This is a genomic window from Kitasatospora sp. NPDC127067, assembly GCF_042724755.1.
Taxonomy (GTDB): domain Bacteria; phylum Actinomycetota; class Actinomycetes; order Streptomycetales; family Streptomycetaceae; genus Kitasatospora; species Kitasatospora lactacystinica.
Genome location: NZ_JBHXEM010000311.1, coordinates 1 through 1,231, shown reverse-complemented (window position 1 = coordinate 1,231; position 1,231 = coordinate 1). Strand labels below are relative to the sequence as shown.

1 protein-coding gene is annotated in these 1,231 nt (G+C 66.6%); it reads left to right on the top strand.

Annotated elements, in window-relative coordinates; all coding sequences use genetic code 11:
• Positions 1 to 86 precede the first annotated feature (86 nt).
• Entirely contained in the window at positions 87 to 1,220 is a 1,134-nt protein-coding gene (locus tag ACFWJ4_RS41655; RefSeq protein ID WP_380554707.1) for an IS630 family transposase, read from the top strand.
• Positions 1,221 to 1,231 lie beyond the last annotated feature (11 nt).

Below are 1,231 nucleotides of genomic sequence, written 5' to 3'. Positions count from 1 at the left end.
AGCTAGTGCCGCATCAGACAACGTTCGCCCCGTCGATGTGACGTTCGATTGCTGCCCATGCGGCTCCGGGCGGTCAGAATGATCACGTGGCTGAACGCGTGCAGGTTCGTGAGATCGATGACGACGAGGGCAGACGGTTGCTGCGGATCGTCCGCCGGGGTACTGGGTCGGTGGTGACCTGGCGGCGGGCCCAGATGGTGTTGCTTTCCGCCCAGCGCATGCCGGTGGTGAAGATCGCCGAGGTGACGTTCACCAGCCCGGACCGGGTCCGGGACGTGATCCACAACTTCAACGCGGACGGCTTCGAGTCGCTCTACCCGAAGTACCGGGGTGGCCGTCCGAGGACGTTCACGTTGCCCGAGCGCCGGGAGATCAAGAAGACCGCCAAGTCCAAGCCGGCCGAGCACGGCCTGCCCTTCTCGACCTGGAGCCTGGCCAAGCTGGCCGACTTCCTGGTCGCCGAGGGGGTGGTCGACGACATCAGCCACGAGGGCCTGCGGGTCCTGCTCCGCGAGGAGGGCGTCTCGTTTCAACGCGTGAAGACCTGGAAGACCTCCCGCGATCCCGACTACGCCACGAAGAAGGCCCGGGTCGAGCACCTCTACGCGATCGCCGACGGCGAGGTCGTACCGGAGGAGGGCGAGCCCGAAGTCGTCTTCTGCCTCGATGAGTTCGGGCCGCTCAACCTTCAGCCTCACCCGGGCCGCCAGTGGACCGAGCGCGGCGGCCGCCACAAGGACCCCGACCGCGAACCGAGGCCGAGGCGGCGGGCGACCTACACCCGCCCGCACGGCGTCCGGCACCTGTTCGCCGCCTACGACCTCGCCAAGGACCAGCTCTACGGGCACGTCAAGAAGACGAAGAACCGCTCGAAGTTTCTGGAGTTCTGCCGCTACCTGCGCTCGCTGCACCCGACGGACGTTCGCATCGCGATCGTCTGTGACAACTACTCGCCGCACCTGACGACGAAGCGGTGCCAGCGGGTCGGGACCTGGGCGACGGCGAACAACGTGGAGATCGCCTACACCCCGACCAACAGCTCGTGGCTCAACCGTATCGAGGCCCAGTTCACCGCCCTGCGCTACTTCGCCCTCGACGGCACCGACCACGCCAGCCACAAAGAGCAGGGCAGCATGATCCGCCGCTACATCATCTGGCGAAACAAGCACGCCACCGACGAGCGCCTACGCGACGTCGTCACCAGGGCGAACGTTGCCTGATGCGGCACTAG